General features: G+C 49.8%; 14 protein-coding genes. 7 read left to right on the forward strand and 7 right to left on the reverse strand.

Going from position 1 to position 19,338, the window contains the following annotated elements; translation table 11 throughout:
* Positions 1 to 498: 498 nt before the first annotated feature.
* From OEL90_RS14250 to OEL90_RS14270, 5 genes are all read right to left on the reverse strand, one after another.
* Positions 499 to 1,866, reverse strand: coding sequence for a sigma-54-dependent transcriptional regulator (locus OEL90_RS14250; protein WP_300689660.1), 1,368 nt, complete (start codon positions 1,864 to 1,866; stop codon positions 499 to 501).
* Positions 1,863 to 3,539: a transporter substrate-binding domain-containing protein gene (locus OEL90_RS14255; protein ID WP_300689663.1), complete on the reverse strand. Its 1,677-nt coding sequence runs from the start codon at positions 3,537 to 3,539 to the stop codon at positions 1,863 to 1,865. Before OEL90_RS14255 ends, OEL90_RS14250 begins: the two co-directional genes overlap by 4 nt.
* A 173-nt stretch (positions 3,540 to 3,712) precedes the next feature.
* Positions 3,713 to 5,062 (reverse strand): polysaccharide deacetylase family protein, encoded by a 1,350-nt coding sequence (locus tag OEL90_RS14260; RefSeq protein WP_300689666.1) that lies wholly within the window; start codon positions 5,060 to 5,062, stop codon positions 3,713 to 3,715.
* A 46-nt stretch (positions 5,063 to 5,108) separates the two neighbouring features.
* Positions 5,109 to 5,690 (reverse strand): DUF3841 domain-containing protein, encoded by a 582-nt coding sequence (locus tag OEL90_RS14265; RefSeq protein WP_291403291.1) that lies wholly within the window; start codon positions 5,688 to 5,690, stop codon positions 5,109 to 5,111.
* A 316-nt stretch (positions 5,691 to 6,006) separates the two neighbouring features.
* The gene (locus tag OEL90_RS14270; RefSeq protein ID WP_291403292.1) at positions 6,007 to 6,168 is read right to left on the reverse strand and encodes a DUF1328 domain-containing protein; all 162 of its coding nucleotides are present in this window, start codon (positions 6,166 to 6,168) and stop codon (positions 6,007 to 6,009) included.
* A 221-nt stretch (positions 6,169 to 6,389) separates the two neighbouring features.
* Between OEL90_RS14270 and OEL90_RS14275 the strand changes: the two genes are divergently transcribed.
* A complete protein-coding gene (locus OEL90_RS14275) occupies positions 6,390 to 7,868 on the forward strand; it encodes a potassium/proton antiporter (RefSeq protein ID WP_291403293.1) in 1,479 nt (492 codons plus the stop codon).
* Between the two features lie 200 nt (positions 7,869 to 8,068).
* On the opposite strand, the gene OEL90_RS14280 is transcribed toward OEL90_RS14275, so the two are convergent.
* Positions 8,069 to 8,899 (reverse strand): helix-turn-helix transcriptional regulator, encoded by an 831-nt coding sequence (locus tag OEL90_RS14280; protein WP_300689668.1) that lies wholly within the window; start codon positions 8,897 to 8,899, stop codon positions 8,069 to 8,071.
* Positions 8,900 to 9,107: 208 nt separating this feature from the next.
* On the opposite strand from OEL90_RS14280, the gene OEL90_RS14285 reads away from it, so the two are divergent.
* The 4 genes from OEL90_RS14285 to OEL90_RS14300 all read left to right on the forward strand — a co-directional run bounded on the left by OEL90_RS14285 (position 9,108) and on the right by OEL90_RS14300 (position 14,056).
* Positions 9,108 to 10,697 carry an FAD-binding oxidoreductase gene (locus OEL90_RS14285; RefSeq protein WP_300689669.1) on the forward strand — a complete coding sequence of 530 codons (1,590 nt, stop codon included), beginning with the start codon at positions 9,108 to 9,110 and terminating at the stop codon, positions 10,695 to 10,697.
* Entirely contained in the window at positions 10,694 to 11,473 is a 780-nt protein-coding gene (locus tag OEL90_RS14290; protein WP_300689671.1) for an electron transfer flavoprotein subunit beta/FixA family protein, read from the forward strand. Before OEL90_RS14285 ends, OEL90_RS14290 begins: the two co-directional genes overlap by 4 nt.
* 1 nt (position 11,474) lies before the next feature.
* The gene (locus tag OEL90_RS14295; RefSeq protein WP_300689673.1) at positions 11,475 to 12,710 is read left to right on the forward strand and encodes an electron transfer flavoprotein subunit alpha; all 1,236 of its coding nucleotides are present in this window, start codon (positions 11,475 to 11,477) and stop codon (positions 12,708 to 12,710) included.
* A gap of 62 nt (positions 12,711 to 12,772) precedes the next feature.
* The gene (locus tag OEL90_RS14300) at positions 12,773 to 14,056 is read left to right on the forward strand and encodes a sodium/glutamate symporter (RefSeq protein ID WP_300689675.1); all 1,284 of its coding nucleotides are present in this window, start codon (positions 12,773 to 12,775) and stop codon (positions 14,054 to 14,056) included.
* A gap of 216 nt (positions 14,057 to 14,272) precedes the next feature.
* Here OEL90_RS14300 and OEL90_RS14305 read toward each other — a convergent pair whose 3' ends face one another.
* Complete coding sequence (locus tag OEL90_RS14305) at positions 14,273 to 15,862, reverse strand: IS1182 family transposase (protein ID WP_300689678.1); 1,590 nt, start codon at positions 15,860 to 15,862, stop codon at positions 14,273 to 14,275.
* 868 nt (positions 15,863 to 16,730) lie between these two features.
* On the opposite strand from OEL90_RS14305, the gene OEL90_RS15205 reads away from it, so the two are divergent.
* Positions 16,731 to 16,931: an AAA family ATPase gene (locus OEL90_RS15205; RefSeq protein ID WP_349254564.1), complete on the forward strand. Its 201-nt coding sequence runs from the start codon at positions 16,731 to 16,733 to the stop codon at positions 16,929 to 16,931.
* A 579-nt stretch (positions 16,932 to 17,510) separates the two neighbouring features.
* The coding region (locus OEL90_RS14315) for a S8 family serine peptidase (protein ID WP_300689680.1) at positions 17,511 to 19,338 on the forward strand (1,828 nt) is incomplete at its 3' end.

Below are 19,338 nucleotides of genomic sequence, written 5' to 3' on the forward strand. Positions count from 1 at the left end.
TGATCACCAAATTACATAGTTTTATATTTTTTTTATGTTTATTAATGATATTATCTTACCCCCGAAACGAATTCTAGTCAAATAAAATCATCAAATTACATATTATTAAAACTGATTTATGTAAATTAATGATTTTTAATAACCCATCTTAATGTAGAATTTCAAGTATCGAGTAAATACTGGTACTCTGTAAACACTAAAACTTGACATTCAACAGGTTAAAATCACTCATTGCTGCGTTGTCGTCATCCGCGATACTGCTTAGTACCGCTGCTTTCTCCGCCTTGCGCTGCGTAATTTTTCCGCTGTTGGATGTTATAGTTTTAGAATTTACAGGGCACTAGATCTGTTCTTCCCAACAAAAAAAGATGAACCTACTCATTAAAAAGGTTCATCTTATCTAATAGTTTCACTTAGGGTAGACACCAGTTTCTTCATTCAGAAAGTCGCCGCCTAAAAGCCTATCTACATCTTCACTTTTAAATAGTCTTGACGCCCCTACCCTTCCCCAAGCCCAAACTCCTTAATCTTGTTGTAAAGATGCCGCTCACTCAGCCCCAGCAGGTTTGCCGTCCTCCGGCGATTCCCCTCACAGTACAAAAGCGTCGCCTCAATCAGCCGCCGCTCCACCTCGTCCAGGCGCTCGCCCACATACACCGGCACCAGCTCCCGTGAGGACTTATACACCGAGATCCCCGTGATATCCCCCGGCAGATCCGCCAGCTGAATGATGGGATCTATGGACAGCGCCACAGCCCGCTCGACAATATTCTGCAGCTCCCGGACATTCCCCGGAAAGTCATAGGCTTCAAGCGCCTCAATTGCCGTCGCTGAAATCCCTGAAACCACTTTGCCAAACCGCTCCGAATACAGCTTCAAAAAGTGCTGGCACAGCAGCGGAATATCCTCTTTCCGTTTCCGAAGGGGCGGCACCTCAATGGCCACCACATTCAGCCGGAAAAACAGATCTTCCCTGAACTGCCCCTTGCGCACCGACTCCGCCAAATTCCGGTTCGTGGCCGTGATCAATCGAAAATTCACATCTATGGACTTCTCACTGCCCAGCGGCGTCACCTTCTTCTCCTGGATCACCCTGAGCAGCTTCGCCTGCAGTGACAAATCCAGGTCCCCTATCTCATCCAGAAAAATGGACCCCTGATGCGCCAGCTCAAACTTGCCTTTGACCTTCTGATGGGCGCCCGTAAAAGCGCCCTTCTCATAACCAAAGAGCTCACTTTCCAGCAGATTCAAAGGAATCGCCGCACAGTTCAGCGCCTGAAAGCTGTGCTTAGCCCGGTTGCTGCGCTCATGGATCGCCCGGGCGATCAGCTCTTTGCCCGTTCCACTTTCCCCGGTAATCAGCACATTGATGTCCAGGTCCTTGACCCGGTCGATCACATCAAACACATACCGCATAGCCGCGCTGTCCGCAATGAGCATCCTGGAGTCCTCCGGCCCGCCAGAGCCGCCCTGCATCCCGGCGCCGCCCATCCCGCCAGCCCCGCCGCTCCTGAATTCCAGCGCTTTGTTGATCATCACTGTCAAGCTCTGAATATCCAGGGGCTTCGTCACATAGTGATACGCCCCGCTCTGCATGGCCTTGATCGATGCCTCAATGCTGCCATAGGCCGTCATGGCAATGATCATGACCTCCGGTTTCCTAGCGTGCAGCGACCGAATCACGTCCAGCCCGTCCACGTCCCCGAGCCGCTGATCCAGCAGCACCAAATCCACTGAGTGCGCTTCCAAAATCTCAAACGCCGTTTCCGCGTTGTCCGCCACGTCAATCTCGTAAAGATCCTCCAGCGCGTAGCGGAGCGCCGTCAGAATCGTCCGCTCGTCGTCCACGATCAATATGCGCTTCAAATCCGACTCCCCCTCTCCTCAAACGCCGGCAGTTCCATCACAATGCGCGTTCCAGCACCCGGTGTGCTGTCCACCAAAATCGTCCCGTTGTTCTCGCGGATGAGCTGCTCGACCATCGGCAGACCTAAGCCGTACCCGCCGCGCTTGGAGGTCACAAAGGGCTCAAACGCCCGCGCCGCCTCGTCCCCGGTCATGCCCGGCCCATTGTCTGAAACCACCAGCTCCACCACGCCACGTTCGCCCATCAGCGTGCTAGTGATCTCGATCCGCCCCTGCCTCACACTGCCCGCACCCTCGCCCATACCCGCAATTGCGTCCAGGCTGTTGAGAATCAGGTTCAGCAGAATCTGCTTTAGCTGGTTCGGGTCCGCATACACCCACAGAGCCTCAAGACGGTGGCCGATGGTCACGCTCCCACCCTCACTCCGCGGCCTTACAAGGCGTTCAAGGTTCTCCACCAGGCTGACCAGGTCGATCTCCCTGGGCTCCGGCACCTTTGGCCGCGCGTAATCCAGCAAATCCGTGATGAGCTGGTCCATCCGCGCGATCTCCGAAGGTACAATTTCCTTGAATTCCTCAATAAAGCGGTCGTTGTCGCGCTTCAGCGGCACGAGCTCGGACAGCGTCTTGATGGAAGTAAGCGGATTACGGAGTTCATGGGCGATCCCTGCCGCCAGATTGCCAACGGTCTGCATCTTGTCATACTGGCGGATCGCAGCTTCCTGAGACCTGATTTTCTCCGTCTGGAAGAGGACTTCCTTGGTCAGCTTCGCATTCCACTGGCGCACGACCAAAGCGGCGAAAATGGAAAGGCTCATAATCCCGAGGAGCAAATAAAAGATCCGCTTGGCCTGGTCCAGGGTGATCCCGTAGTCCACCAGCTGTTCTCCAAACCACTTTTTGTAAATCTGGTCATAAACGCCACTCTCCTTAACGCGCTTAATAGCGCCATTAAGTTTTTCGAGAAGTTCAGGATGGTCTGGATTCACGGCCATGCAATAATCTGTTACAGCCATGGGTTCCCCTACAATTTTTATGTCTTCCAGACGCCGCATCTTCTGCAGGTAATAGATGGCCGTCAATCGGTTGCCTACAAAGGCGTCTGCATGGCCGTTCAACACATCCGCCAGAGCCCGCTCCTGGTCTGCGAAGCCCAGTGCGTCGACCCCAGGTTCCCAGCCCAGGATCTCTTCAGCCACATCTCCAAGCTGATAGGTTACCGTCCTGCCCTTAAGGTCCTCAAGGGCTGAGATAAACTGATTGTCCTTGCGCACAAAGATGGCCTGGCCGTTGGTGACGAGCGGCTCAGAAAACAGATAATAGCCTTCTCGCTCCGGTGTTCGGATCATCCCCTGGATCATGTCCACCTCACCCCTGCGCAGGGCCTGCTGAGCCTCTTCCCACTTCATGGGGATCAGCTCAAAGTCCATTTCCAGCTCAAGGAATACCGCGTTAAGCATGTTGACGTTAAAGCCTCGATAAACCCCATTCTGATCGAGAAATTCGTAGGGCGGATAATTTATGTCACCCGCGACCCGGATAACGTCATTGGTTGGACCTTCGACGGCGTAGGAAGGTTGGGCGATGGCAAGGTTGACCACAGAAAGCGCATATAGAAAAAAGACAAAAAACAAAACAAGGAAGGCCTTCGTGAACTTTAGATTCCTGATCAACGAACTTCCCCCCTTACGTTAAGTGAAATGATGAAAGGTTGGAAGACAGTGTCAGACGCCCACTTCCCGTGGGAAGCGGGTGTCTGACACCGTCTTCCTTCCAAAAAGGTGACAGGCGCCACACCAATGGCAGCCGCCTCAGTCTGGTCCTGTCACCTACCATGCCTTAGTTCCTATCTCTCCAACATCCTATCAAAACTCCCCGTCCCCGTATATGGAAAAACTCCATAACGCTTCAGGGCAAAAGGTACGTCAGAGGCGCTGGCCGGTGCGTCGCCAAGAGCGAAGGCCATGACATAGCCAAAGCCGTTCAGCACCTGGTCTGCTCTGGCATCATGGACGCCGTAAGGATGCGCGTAAACTCTCGTCTTGTTGAAACCCTTGTCCGTCAGCAGTCCTGTCGCCATCTGAAGATCTGCCTTCAGCGAGATCTCGTCAAGGGCCAGGGCCAGCGGCACGCCGCTGCTGCTCAGGCCATGGAGGGCGTGGCTGTGGGGGTGATACTCGAAGACGTTCTTCGCCTTGTTCATCTCCGCCCAGGAAATCTTCACCGTTTGAGATGGATCCCACGCCACTGGCGCCGCCTCTACCGTACCGGTGACCACGAACATAGACGCCGTGAAGCCATACTTCTTCAGAATAGGGTAGGCGTAGCGGTAGACGCTTTGGTAACCGTCGTCAAACGTGATGACCACACTGTTCTCCGGCGCTGTCCAGGTCCCCTTGAGGTGGGCCTGCAGCTGCGCCATGGTCAGCGTCGTGACGCCCTTCGATTTCAGGTAGGCCATGTCGCGCTCGAACTTCTCTACGGAGACGATGGCCGCGTTGATCTTCTGAAGAGGCGACATTTCCGCCTCGAGGAGAAGATGATGGTAGCACAGCACTGGGATGTCTGCAGGTGCGGTGACGGCTTCCGCCGCATTGGTTGTAATTGCGGCTTGGCCTTCATTTTCGGCGGGGGTGTTGGCGGAAGGGACCATCGGCAGACTATTTTCTGCACTGGCTAGCAACGGCGCGGCGAGTTCCGGTTCACTGTTTGCCGTGGCAGCAGAGTGCTCGTGCTCCGGCGTCCCGTTAGCCGGCTTCTCCAAAAGCGCGCTTTGGCCGATAGTCACCAGAAAGTCCCGCTCCACATAATCTGCGCCGTTCTCCCGGAAGGCACTGTGCCAGGTCTCCCGCCCGGTCGCGTCCAGCACGTTGAGCCGGCCGTCCGTGGAGGGCATTATGAAGAACTGCTGAGTCCCAATTTTCAGTGTCTTGAGGTCCCGGCTGGGATGCGTTGTCAGGGTCAGACCCGGGATGCGGGCGAGATCCTCAAGGCGCAGGTAGTCCGCTTCGACGCGGGTGATGAGCTCAAAGGCTGGAATCGTCGCTGTTGACGCTTCCAATGAGACTTCCGTCAAAACCGACTGGGTGAAGCTGGGGGCTGGGAGGGTGACCATCGGCAGAAAAAGCCCTAAGATGAAGGTTAAGGCCATGGCGGCCTTTTTTATTTTTTGGTGATTTAAATGAACTGGTTTCACGACTTACCTCCTGGTACTGACTATAATCTGCGGTGCGGTGGTGCCGTTATTCTGCGTAAAGGATGTCGACGACCATGTCCTGCCGGATTTCCCAGAGGTTCGCCTGGACCCTGAAGATGTTCCACTCATCTATGTCGAAGATGCGGATCCAGCTGTCCATGACTTGCTTGCGCTCCCTCGGATAAAAATGGGCGGTCGCCTCATCCAGAAAGACGAACAGGTTGGTGTGGCCGCGGCTGGCCATTTCTTTTTTGTAAGCCTCTTCGTCCGCCTGGTCCTTTGGAATGTACAGGTGATTGAGGACGTGGTCCCACTTCACCCCGTCGAAATAGATGATTTCCGAGGGGTCGACCTCCAGGACATAGACCACGGTGTCCTCAGTAGGCCGAAGCATATTTTCCTCGCTGATGGAGCACCAGACCGGGAACTCGACGTCCGACGGCTTGGGGTTTCGCTGGTCAGCGGCGTTGACAAACCATTTGTAGAGCTTGATGATATAGCCCGAAATGGCATCAAACTTTTCCTCGAGGTGGTCGCTCTTGATGCGGATCACACCGTGTTTTTTCAGTTCCTCAAGGCTTTTGATGTCCTGACGGGTCCAGAGTCTGACTTTTTGGGTTTCACTCATTGGCTTCAAGGCGCTCCTTTCCTCTGAAAATGATCCTCGATAATAGTTGGATTAATAGTTAGATTACTCTACCTTCAATTGTAGGAAATTAAACCGCCCTTGGCAAGGAGGAATTGAGATTTATGAGTCAGTTGCAAGTTGGGGGCAATAGGCTTCAGGCCGCGCGGACAACTTCTGACTCGGGGTCAGGTACGGTAACATGATTGTAACATTGCATCACCAACATAACTTAAAAAGCGCCCTAAAGTTCAGGGCGCCTCATTTACACTTCTATCTCACAGCAAGTCATACGTGCGGACGCCATCAGCATCCCACTTTAAAACCGCTTCTTCCCTGTAAGCAGTGAAATGGCGAAGAGCACGAGGAAAACAAAGAACAATATTTTTGCTATTCCTGTAGCCGTGCCAGCAATCCCGCCAAAACCCAAAAACCCGGCAATGATTGCAACAACTAGGAAAATAAGCGCATATCTCAACATTTTCAGTTCCTCCTTAAATCTAAGAGCTCATTTGTTGTCTTTTTTGGAGAATAAAACCGTTAATAACATAATACCCGCAAAAGCAGTCCCGAAACAATTCCAACGGTTTTAGTTGGAATTGTAATGTGATTGTCATAAAATTCCTAGCGCTCCCATCCTCAATCTTTGGGTATAATTAATGTAAACTTGACTAATGGCCCACTCGAAAGGAGGTTCAGCCTTTGCCCCAATTCCAGGTTCTGAACTTAAACCAGCTGCTGCTCCTCGCCGCCTTCGTCCTTCTCGCCAGCGCCTTCTCCAGTAAGATCCTTTACCGCTTCGGGATCCCGACCCTGCTGATCTTCCTCTCCATAGGCATGTTTTTTGGTGCCGATGGTCCCGGGAACATCCAATTCAGCAACGCCACACTCGCCCGCAATATCTCCGTCCTCGGTCTCATTATGATTATGTTCACCGGCGGCTTCGACACCAACTGGAACACCGCCAAACCCGTCGCGGTCAAAGCCCTGCTTCTCTCTACCCTCGGAGTGGTCATCACCGCGGGACTCGTGGGCGTCTTCGTCTATTACATCACCAACCTCTCCCTAATCGAGGGCTTTCTGCTGGGATCGGTCATAGCTTCCACCGACGCAGCCTCCGTCTTCTCCATCCTGCGTTCCAAAAAACTCAACCTAAAAGACCGGCTGGCGCCTATGCTGGAAATCGAGAGCGGCAGCAACGATCCCTTCGCCTACATGCTCACCATCCTGACTCTCAGCGTCATCATGTCCTCCGGTAACGGCTTTCCGGCCGCCATGCTCATAAAACAGATCGTCTACGGTGTCCTCATAGGCGCCGCTTTGGGCAAGCTGGCCGCCCTCTCCCTGCGCAAGATCCAGCTGGATATTGACGGCCTCTACCCTATCCTGACCTTTGGCTTCGTGATCGCCACCTTCGCCGCTTCTGAAACCCTGGGCGGCAACGGCTTCTTATCCGTCTACCTCATGGGCCTGATCGTGGGGAACAGCCCCATTGTCCACAAAATCAGCCTGGTTCGGTTCTTCGATGGCATCTCCTGGCTCATGCAGATCGTCCTGTTCTTCACCCTGGGGCTTCTGGTCAATCCGTCCACGTTTCCGCAGGTGGCGCTGGTCGGCCTCGCGGTCGCGGTCTTTCTGATTCTGGTGGCGCGTCCTATTGCCGTTGCTGTCATCCTGACACCTTTCGGCTACTCCCTGCGGCATCAGGCCTTCGTCTCTTGGGCAGGCCTGAGGGGTGCGGCGTCCATTGTGTTTGCCACGTATCCGCTGTCACTAGGGTTACCATCGGCTAACCTCATCTTTCATACGGTCTTTTTCGTGGCCATGCTGTCCGTCCTCATCCAGGGCAGCTTCATGAGCCAGATGGCCGTGAAGCTGGATCTGATCGCCCCCAACGACTCTGTCCTCAAGACCTTTACCGACTACGCCGGCGAGATCCACAACAAGATCCTGGAGCTGCCCATCACCGCGAACAGCGCCTTCGCCAACAAGCCCATCATGGATCTGGGCATCCCCATGTCTATCCTGATTGTCATGGTGAAGCGCGGCGAAGAAGTCATCACCCCCCGCGGCGCCACTGTGGTGAGGCCCGGGGATGTGTTGATGCTGACTGGGGATTCTGAGGAAGAATTGCTTAGTTGCTGCACGGGGGAACCACAGACGAGTGACATAGTCGTGTAGCCTAAAACTTAATGAAAGACAAAAAACCAAGAAAAGCTTTGCAAATGCTCGTTGATCTCACTTTGACATCAACCAGTTATCTGCAAAGCTTTTTTCTATGTTACAGAAATATTACAATGCTCTGGCACCAGTTTGAGTTTGGTGTCAGTCCCCAGTTTCAGTTGAGTGCCTGTCACCCATCTTGATTTGGTGTCAGACACTCAACTCAATTCCGCCTCTTTCCCCCGCCCCACAAACGCCTTCCTGTACTTCCCCGGCGACATCCCGGACAGCTTCCCAAAGGTCCTTATAAAATGCGCGTTGTTCTGAAAGCCCGACAACTCGCCCGCCGCCTGGACACTATGCCCGCCCCTCAGCAGGGCCCGCGCCTTCATCACCCGGTTGTGAATGATGTATTCTCCCACCGAAAACCCCGTCACCGCTTTGAAGCTATGACACAGGTGGTACTTATTGATAAAAAAGTGATCCGCAATCTCCTCCAGCTTCAAGGACTCCCCCAAATGTCGCTGGATGTATTGAATGATCGGCTCAACCTTTCCAAAGTCGGTATTCCTCGAATGATCAGAAGGTGACTTCGTCAAAAACAGCTTATGCGCTCGAATCAACAGACCCACAAAAGCCATGATCTTCTGAAGATCTTCCCCAAACTCCCCCGTCCGGACCTTCTGACACGCCTCAAAATACGGCAGCAGCGCATCCAGCTCCCCAGAATCCAGCTGAACGCACCTATTTTCTAGAATAAACTGCGACAAAAAATCCGTCTGCGGCGTCGAGATTCGCTCCAAAGCAGACCTGTCAAAATGCAGCACATAGCGGCTGTAAGAATCGCACCCAGCGGCGATTGTCCTGTGCAGCGCCGTGTCCCGAATCAAAATCAGCGTCCCTCTGTTCAAAGGATACAAAGTATTCTCAATAAAAATACTGCCCGCGTCGGACAGCGACAGCAGGATCTCATAGCCCTCATGAAAGTGATGGGAATGCATCTGCCACTCCCGGTCATGATTCAAATTCAATTCAAAATCTATATTCATGCACGTCACCTCATACAATCTTCATACAATAAACTATCATAATGGCATACAAATAGCAAGATACGCAAACTATAAGTCAAAATATCGATAGAAACCGCTTTTCTTTGAGCATATACTAATCCTATCAGAAATAGTTCAAACTTTCTGACAATTCGAATTGTACAGGCCCACCTGCACACATAAAGCGCCAAAGACAAGGAGGCACATCATGGATCTGAATCTGATCAAACCCATGCATGACGATTACACGGATTATCTCAGGGATGAGTCCAGGGCTATCGGCCAGGCGGACAGCATCTCCTTTCCTAAAAACGAATACGAGGTTGCATCCCTTCTCAAAACGCTGTACGCCCAGGGCACACCCATCACCGTTCAGGGCGCCAGGACCGGTCTCGCAGCTGGCGCCGTCCCACGGGGCGGTCATATCCTGAACCTCTCCAAAATGGATCACATCAAAGGCATAAGACAGTCTGCCGATGGTCACTTCCACATCACCGTCGAAGCCGGCACCATCCTCTCCCAGCTCCGCAAAAGGATCGAGCAGAAAAAGTTCGACACCGCGGACTGGACTAACGAGTCCCAACAAGCCTTCGAAGCCTTTAAGGACGAACCGGCCCTCTTCTTCAGCCCGGATCCTACGGAAAGCTCCGCGACTATAGGCGGCATGGTAGCCTGCAACGCATCCGGCGCCAGAAGCTACCTCTATGGCCCAACCCGGGATCACATCAGCGGCCTCAGAGTCGTCCTCCACGACGGTCAAATCGCCGCGCTGAAGCGGGGCGACTACACAGCCAGCGGCAGAACCCTCAGCTTTCCGACCCTTCAGGGCAATCAGATCACAGTCGACCTCCCAACCTATATCATGCCAAAAACCAAAAACGCTTCCGGCTATTACATAGAAGACCATATGGACGCGGTCGACCTCTTCATTGGCTCAGACGGCACCCTGGGCATCGTCACCGAAGTGGAGCTCAGACTGCAGCCCCTGCCTCAGACCGTTTGGGGCATCACCTGCTTCTTCAGCGAAGAAGCCGCCGCCCTGGACTTCGTCATCTCCGCCAGAGACACCATGAACCAGCTGGCGTCCGTGGAATACTTCGACGGTCACGCGCTGGATATTCTAAGATATCAGAAGAAGCACAATCCTGGCTTCTCGAAGCTTCCAATCCTGCCGGATCACGTCAATACTGCAATCTATGTTGAGCTGCACTGCCAGGAGGAGACGGATGCGGTGGAGGGTCTCAAGACCATCGGCCAACTCCTTGAAAAGGCAGGCGCAAACCCCAACGACACCTGGGTCGCCAGGAACGAGTCGGACCGGGACCGCCTCCTGTTTTTCAGGCACGCGGTGCCGGAAAGCGTCAACATGGTGATCGACCAGCGAAAGAAGACCAACCCTATGATCACGAAGCTGGGGACGGACATGTCGGTGCCGGATCAGCATCTGAAGCAGATCATGGCCATGTACCACCGCATGCTGGCGGAGCGAAACCTGGAGTCGGCCATCTGGGGCCACGTGGGCAACAACCACCTCCACGTCAACATCCTGCCGCGGGACGACGAGGACTACAAAAAAGGCAAAGCCCTCTACGACGAGTGGGCGGCTGAAGTGACCCGGCTGGGCGGCGCGGTTTCCGCGGAGCACGGCGTCGGCAAACTAAAGGCAAAATACCTGGAGGTTATGTACGGTCAGGAGGCCATCGAAGAAATGGCCAGGCTGAAGCAATACTTCGATCCGAAAGGCCTGCTGGGTGCCGGCAATATGATTGAACCCGTGAAAGGAGAGGTGTCACAATGAAAATTGCCGTCTGCATCAAGCAAGTGCCCTCCACCAACGAAGTCCACATGGACCCGGTCACCAACACCATCATCCGGGACGGCAAGCAATCCGTCACCAATCCCTTCGACACTTACGCCCTGGAACAAGCGGTACAGATTAAGGATCATCTCGGAGGCGAGGTCATAGCCCTCAGCATGGGCATCCCGGCCACAGAGCGACTCCTCAGGGACGCCACCAGCCGGGGCGCCGACCGCTCTCTGCTCCTTTCGGACCGCAGCTTCGCCGGGGCGGATACCCTGGCCACCTCCTACACACTGTCCCTTGGCATACGCGAGCTCGGCGGTGTGGACCTCATCCTCTGCGGCAAGATGGCTGTGGATGGCGACACTGCCCAAATCGGTCCCGAACTGGCGGAGCAACTTGGCCTACCCCATGTCACGGACGTTTTAGCGATCGACGCCATTGACGAACAGACCGTCCTCTGCCGAAAAGCTACGGATAACGGCTACCAGCGGCTAAAAGTCACACTCCCTGCCCTGCTGACCGTGGTCAAGGACCTCAACATGCCGCGCATGTCCTCACTGCCGGGCATTCTCTACAGCCTGGACTCCCCTTTTGAGTCTAAAACCGCCGCAGATCTCTCAGCAGATCCTGCCCGAATAGGCTTAAACGGTTCCCCGACTCAAGTCGTCAGAACTTATGTCCCACAGCGGATCCGGGAAGCCATTGTCCTAGAAGGCGACGAAAGCCAACTGGCGGAAGATATACTCAACATCTATAGCGAGGTGATTTAAGATGACTGGCTTAAAAATCCATCAGGACAAATGTGTGGGCTGCGGCCTTTGCGTCAAAACCTGCGCCGCTGACGCCCTCGCTATTCAGAATAAAAAGGCCGTCGTGAACGAAGCCTGCTTCCTGTGCGGCATGTGCCTGGACAGTTGCCCCTTCAAAGCGATTTCCATTGAAAAGCAAGCGGCCCCTAAAGAGGACCTCTCTGCCTATCACGGCATCTGGATTTACGCAGAGCAGCAGCAGGGCAAAATCCTCCAAGTGGCCTACGAGCTCCTGGGCAAGGGCCAGGAACTCGCTAAGCAGAAAGGCTGCAAGCTGACCGCCCTGCTCTTTGGAAATGACGTTGCCAATGAAGCCCAATCACTGATCGCTTATGGTGCCGATGAAGTCCTTCTCTGCGAGCACCCTCTCCTGGACACCCAAATTGGTGAAAATTACATAGACCTCTTCGACCAACTGATCCAGGAACGCAAACCCGAAATCCTCCTCTTTGGCGCCACAGGCTTTGGCAGATCCATAGCGCCACGGATCGCAGCCAGACGTCAAACCGGCCTCACCGCCGACTGCACCATCCTTGAAATAGATCCGGTCAAAGGCCTTCTCAACCAAACCCGTCCAGCCTTTGGCGGCAACCTCATGGCCACCATCATCTGCCCGAACCACCGCCCTCAAATGGCCACCGTTCGCCCTGGGATTATGCAGGTTCAACCCTGCGATGTGACGCACACCGGCGAAATCATCAGGGTCGACTATCCTGATCAAGATGCGTCCAAAACCGCCTCCATCGAGCTCCTGGAACAGGTCATCGCCGCTCACGTCAACACCATTGTAGACGCGGACATCATTATCTCCGCCGGCAAAGGCATTGGTTCCCAGAAAAACATGGAACTCGTCAAGCGACTCGCTGAGCTCATGGGCGGTGTCGTAGGCGTCTCCCGTCCTCTTGTGGACATAGGCTGGAGCGAGTACCAGAACCAGGTTGGCCAGACTGGCTCCACCGTGTCACCGAAGCTCCTCATCACCTTTGGCATCTCCGGCGCAATTCAGCACCTGGCCGGTATCGGCGGCGCTAAGACCATCATTGCCGTCAACACCGATCCGGAAGCGCCAATTTTCAGCGTCGCCCACTACAAAGTCGTTGCCGATTGTGTCGAAATCCTCAAACACATGATTGCAAATCTGGAAGCCCTTCCCGAGAACGGACTACTGATCGAAGAATCCAAGGATAAGCTGTCCTGATTCTTGCAAGTCCCCCACTGCTGCCTCAAATGTTATACCAAAAAAATTGCGAGGTGACGTCCATGTTAGTAATTCCTGTTGACTCGACCCAAACGCTGTTCATTGCTGTCCTGCTCTTGTTATTAGGCACCTATATCAAAAGTAAGACAAAATTTTTCACGAAGTATCGCATTCCTGGTCCTGTCGTAGGCGGATTGCTATTTTCCGGACTGGCGCTGGCGCTCAGACAGTCTGGCATAGTCGAGTTCGAATTCAACACCTCCCTCCAGCAGTTTTTCATGAACTTGTTTTTCACCGCCAGCGGCTACGGCGCCAGCATGTATTTGCTGAAAAGAGGCGGCAAGCTCATTGTCATTTTCCTTGGACTAGCTGCGGTGCTGGCTGCACTTCAAAACGTTCTTGCTATCAGCCTTGCGAATATCCTCAATGTTGAACCTATGATCGCGCTGATGACGGGCTCCATTCCAATGACCGGCGGCCATGGCAACGCAGCCGCTTTTGCCCCAATCGCTGAAGAACTTGGCTTCGCCGGCGCAATGACCGTCGCCGTTGCCGCCGCAACTTTTGGACTAGTTTCAGGCTCCATCATGGGCGGCCCGGTCGCAAACAGCCTGATCCTCAAGAAAGGTCTGTTCACTAAAAAAGTCCAACAGGAACTTGGTGTTGAAGTCGAGGAAGATGTCGCTTATGACCTCGCTGTAGGCGGAACTATTACCACTTCAAGTACAATCAGCAAATCCAAGTCAGCTGCAAAGCCTTCTCAAGCCGATGTTCACCCTTTCAACGCCAAAGTCTTATCCAGAAGCTTTTATCTCATTTTCATAGGCCTCGGTCTGGGCTCCGTCTTACATATCATCTTCAAACAACTTATGCCTGGCGTCACACTGCCAATCCATGTCATGGGCATGCTGGGCGGCGTCATCATCCGGATCCTGATGGACTGGAAAAAACTCACCGTTCCCGAAAAAGAAATCGACGCTATCGGCGATGTCTGCTTGGGCGTCTTCGTCTCCATGGCTGTCTACACCATGAAGCTATGGGAACTGACCGGCCTGGCAGTGCCGCTGCTCATCCTCCTCTTCGCCCAAGTCGTCCTCATGTATCTCTTCGCTGTCTACGTCACCTTCCCACTCATGGGCAAAAACTTCGATTCCGCCGTAATTACCGCCGGCCACATTGGCTTTGGCTTAGGTGCCGTCCCGGTCTCCATGGCCAATATGAACACCGTCAGCGAAAAGTTTGCTTACTCCAAGCTGGCCTTCTTCGTAGTCCCAATTATAGGTGGCCTTTTCAGCAACTTTACGAATGCTGCGATAATTACGTTTTTTATGAATGTTGCGAAATAGCTAAAAGACGTGCATCCGCGAAGGCTAACAGATGTGCATAAACAGAGATGACGGAGCTGTTGCAAAACTAGTAAATTTAGTTTTGCAGCAGCTCTTTTTATGTACTATTTGCAATTGCATGCTTTTGAGATATTTGATTTTTAACGCGAGTCACCCATAAGCAATAATTATAGGGTCGACAAAAAAGCCTAGCCACCATGTTTTAAAGTTTCTGGTCTAAGCCGCTTTTTTGTACTCGATAATGCCGGTTTGGTTGTTTTGGATTTTATTATGGAGTTTGTTCAGGTTAATCGCCATAGCAACCATAATCATATCCGCTACAATTTTTTTCATGCCCTTACGTCGAAACCGGTCATAAGCGAGACCATCTTTAACTTTTGAAAAAACACCTTCCGCTTGAATGGAACGGTTAATCCTCTCGTTGATGCCTTCTTCTGATGCAATATTTTCTGCGGATTGACTACGGAACGCTTCAAAGGCAGGAGAGAACTTCAGGCTCTTCTTCTCAGGATCTGGATTCTTTCGGCTTTTAATGCATTGGTCACTGTATTGGCAGCCTTTGCATTCAAAGCATGTGTAGACCCAGTTGATGTCTTCGAAGCCTGAAGCAGATTTCTTGATGCTGTCTTTACATCGGATGAGCTTTTTGCCAGCTTTGCAGACGTAGGCATCTTCATTTTCCATATATTGCATGTTTTCTCTTCGACTGATGTCTTCTCTGACTTTTTTTGTGTCTTTCGTCTCATGATTTGCCGGTTTAATGTATGCTTTCAATCCTTTTCTGGCTAGATAAGCGTAGTTTTCTGCGCTTTCATACCCTGCGTCTGTGACGATGTTTTTTATGCGAGCACTAAACGCCGCCAGCAGTTCTTCGAGAAAAGGCTTCAGTGTATGCAGATCATTCGAATGCTGGCTGCCCATCACGCCTACGACAAATGCGCCACTTGAAGCCATTTGGATATTATAAGCAGGCTTAAGTTGACCATTTCGCATATGATCATCTTTCATGCGCATGAAGGTTGCATCATGGTCTGTCTTTGAGTAACTGTTTCTGGTGCCCATAGCCTCAAGATGCTTTTCGTACGTCTCAAACTTTTCTTTTATCTCTTTATAGTACTCATACTCACGTTGCTGCGCGGTCTTGCGATGACCTACACCACGCACAAACTCAATTTTCAGCTTGCTGCATGTGTTTCTGATATTGTTAAACTCCACGCACACCCTTGATTGGACTTCTTTTAACGTACTATCCTCTGGCATGTCGAGTTCTTTGAGCATGCGTTCTTTTAACTTGCTTTGATATTTTTCGACAGCTTTGCGCCATACAAAGGTGTATCTGTTGGAGACTGCTTCAATCTTAGTCCCATCTATATACAGACTCTTTAGGTCTACATGCCCGTCTTCAATGAGGATTTCCACAAATTGTCTCAATAAATCCGCCATATGATCATTGAGCATATTTTGAAATCGACAGATCGTGGTGTGATCCGGCGCTTTTCTACCTCCAAGAAGGTAGTGTCCTCTCACATCATACTCACAAAAATCTTCAATTTTTCGATTTGATGATTTTCCTTCGCTATTACAGAAAAGAACAATTTTTAGGAAGTTAACAAAATCTAAGGCTGGCTTTCTGCCCTTTTGAGGCACGGTGCTTATTGTTGCGCTTAAATCCATCCTCTCTACTATTTTGCACACCAGTCTGACCTTGCTATCCTCTGGAATTAATGTGCCCACACTAAAATTCATTGGCAGTTGCCAAAATTGGGCTTTAGAGTTATGATGATCTAGGGTTATTTGGTTCGTCATAAATCAATTATACCCTATCGGGACTGGCTCTTGGAGCCGGTCCTGATTCATTTTTTGCAATAAAATAGACAGATGGTCATCAACTCGATTTCCATCTGTCTATTCTTTTTGGGGGAGCTATTTTGCAACAGCCCCGTTATCTTTGTTTATATAGGGCGCAGCCCGTGACCGAAGCGCAGTCCAAAGGACGGAGCGAGGTCTCACGTCTGTTACTGTGAGGTGTAAATTTGGTCACCGTATATAAAGAGAGCTTGCTCTCTGAAGTGCGGCGTTATCTTTATTTATATAGGGCGCAGCCCGTGACCGAAGCGCAGTCCAAAGGACGGAGCGAGGTCTCACGTCTGTTACTGTGAGGTGTAAATTTGGTCACCGTATATAAAGAGAGCTTGCTCTTTGACGCGTGGCGTTATCTTTATTTATATAGGGCGCAGCCCGGAACCGAAGCGCAGTCCTTAATCACGCGAAGCGTGGTTCAGGACGGAGCGAGGTTGCACGTCTGTTAGCGTGAGATGTAAATTTGGAAACCTCCCTTAAGAGCTCTTTAACTCACTGCTGAAAGCGAAAATCTACATTCCAAAACAGTGCAGCCCGTGACCAGAGCAAAGCTCTTGTCACGGCTGGCAGTATGAGTTCTACATTCTGCGGCAAAGTTCTCAACCACGTCTGGCAGCTGAAGGATTACATTTTTTCAAATGATATTTTGTCCTATAACTACATTTATTCCTTGGAACTTTCGCACTTGTCCTACACTTTTTCATTGCAAATAACGCAAGCCAAGTATAACCTAACCCTAAGAGGTGATGCCCATGTACCGAACCGTTCTGGAGCTCTACGCAGGCCAAAAATCAATCCTTAATATACTTTAATCATCTTCGATGAAATCCAAGAAGCGCCAAAAGCACTGGCATCATTAAAATACTTCAATGAAGAAGCTCCTCAGTACCAGATTCTATGTACCGGATCCCTTCTTAGTGTTGCCTTGCATCAGGGCATCTCGTTTTCCGTTGTAAAAGTTGAATTTCTCGACCCATACCCGCTCTCTTTTTCTAAATTTGCCAAAGCAATGTGAAAAATATCGTTGCTCAATGGGAGCACCCAATAAAGGTGATCGTCATTTCAACAAGTGACTGTAATTAGTTTCCTGTATATAGGCAATATGGAATTTTATAATCGAATAGTCAGTTGAGCATCAGTTCTATTAACTTAATACAACGCTAGTGATACCAGAATGATTAAAAACTTCGCTTCAATAATTATTTTGTCATAGGTGCCCAAAATTTGACACCCCCAATGAAAAAAAGTTTATGCATACGAATTATGTTATTATTTAAAACCCCAAAATGAAACAATCCCGAATTCGACATTATTAGACAGTATATTTATCGCTCAAAACGGTATGAATAGTTATAGACCGATTTAATAATCCTTAAAACTAAAAAAAGGGGGCCTCCAGGTTATACAACATCACTTTTTAAAAACAAATGTTCTTTAAATCTGCAACCGTGATTTTTCTTTTTATATTTATACTGATCATGATAGAAATCAAAAGCGGCGTTACACACTCGATTTAGCGAGGTGCCATTTTTTATATTTTCATGTTTTATTAGTCATATTGTTTATCCAAAATACAAAAAAGAAGGTATGAAAAATGACGAAAAAAAATCGACCTATTATTCATCTATTTTTATCCATTTTTCTTCTCTATCTATGCTTAGCTGGCAGCTTTGCCGACACAGTCACTAATAATCCTTTTTCAAATAATGACAAAATGCGAACCGAAAATCTTATGGTTTCAAAAAATCCAATCAATTTTTCATTTAATAACAATCGACTGTCACAGTCTTTGCAGGATTACTCTAACGATCAAAATGAAAAATCACTCGAACAAAATCACAACAAAAATAAATACTTAGTTAAGTTTAATGACTTGGTTGACCAACAGGAAATATTTACATTTTTATCAACTTATGAGTACCGGATGATTGGTTATAGCACTGAAAAACTTTTCTTAATTACAATTAACGATATTGATGAATTCGCATTGTCAAATTCCGGTATTGTTGAATCAATTGAAATAGACCAAACGAGACAAATTCAAATTACACCTTCAGATCCTTATTACAACTATCAATGGGCGCTCCCTGCATTAAATATGACTAAAGCATGGGATGTTTCTACAGGTTCAAACTCAGTTTATGTTGCTGTAATTGATTCTGGTATTTACCGTAATCATCCTGATTTAGTTTACTCAGATATTCGAAACGGTTGGGATTATATATTTGAAGAATACTGCAACTGGGATTCTGTCGGACATGGAACAAACGTCACTGGAATTATCGGCGCAACTACAAATAATTCAATTGGTATCTCAGGAATGAACTGGAACGTAGCAATCGTGCCATTAAGAGTTGTATGGTCTGATGGTTCCATATATATTTCCGATGTTATCAGTGCTATTTACGACGCTGCTGATCTGGGTTGCAATGTTATAAATCTAAGTTTAGGATCAACATCTTTTGTTGCCGCAGAAAACTCAGCCATCCAATATGCGCTTTCAAAAGGATGTATCGTTGTATCAGCAGCAGGAAATGATGGCACCTCATCGAAATTCTATCCCGCATCGTATAGTGGCGTTCTTAGCGTAGCATCAGTCGATAGCAATTTAATACATTCATATTTTTCTCAATACAATGATGCAATTGATGTTTCTGCTCCAGGCCAAGATATCTTTACTACATCCTCTTGGCTTGATGATGGATATGATTATGTCTACGCAGATGGCACATCATTTTCTGCACCCTATGTTTCTGGGTTAGCAGCACTTTCAGTCGCAACTAACCCAAGTATAACTCCAGCGAAGTTTGAAAACTTACTTAAAACAACAAGTATCGATCTTGGACAACCAGGATTTGATATATATTATGGCCACGGATTGATAAATCCAGCGAAACTATTATATACATTAATACAACCTTCGGCACCAACCGGGCTGATGATTCACTCTGTCAGTGACAAAAGTATTGTATTATCTTGGAATCCTATCGAGGAATATGATTTATACAGCTATCAACTTGAATATAAAAACAACACATCCACAACCTGGTCATATTTGTCAATTCCAAAAACCTCAACTAATTATGTAATTAGCAATTTAATTAATGGTGTCAAGTATGACTTTCGGATAAAAGCAAAAAACACACTGGGTTATTGGTCGCCCTATTCCGAAATTGTTCAAGGAAGCCCACTTGACAATGTTGCCCCGCCAATTCCAATTGGGCTCAAGGTCACCTCTGTCAACGACAAGCAGGTCACACTTGGCTGGACGGCCGTTTCTGCTGCAGACCTCGCAGGATACAACCTTGAATACAAAGCAGATTCTTCTGAAACCTGGCTCACTCATGGTCCACTTGGAAAAGTCACGGCCACTACCATCACAGGCCTTGAAAACGGGACTTCATACAGTTTCAGGATCAGTG

The organism is Acidaminobacter sp., from assembly GCF_030247605.1.
GTDB lineage: Bacteria > Bacillota > Clostridia > Peptostreptococcales > Acidaminobacteraceae > Acidaminobacter.